The sequence below is a fragment of the Pantoea sp. EKM101V genome, assembly GCF_011800325.1.
GTDB classification, from domain to species: domain Bacteria; phylum Pseudomonadota; class Gammaproteobacteria; order Enterobacterales; family Enterobacteriaceae; genus Pantoea; species Pantoea anthophila.
The window spans coordinates 1-206 of the sequence record NZ_JAALFP010000056.1; the positions used below are offsets into that span (position 1 = coordinate 1).

General features: G+C 56.8%; 1 rRNA gene. It reads left to right on the forward strand.

The annotated features are described in order from the left end of the window. Positions 1-131: 131 nt before the first annotated feature. Positions 132-206: ribosomal RNA gene (gene rrf, locus HFD92_RS21615) — 5S ribosomal RNA — on the forward strand; the annotation flags it as partial.

A 206-nucleotide genomic window follows, 5' to 3' on the forward strand; every position in this document is an offset into this window, starting at 1 on the left:
GAGCTAACCGGTACTAATGAGCCGTGAGGCTTAACCTTACAACGCCAGAGGCGTTTTTTGAGAGACATGATTTTCAGTTTGTGACGGATACGTCTGCGCGGCCCCTGTGGCGGCGCGGAAAACAGAATCTGCCTGGCGGCTTTAGCGCGGTGGTCCCACCTGACCCCATGCCGAACTCAGAAGTGAAACGCCGTAGCGCCGATGGT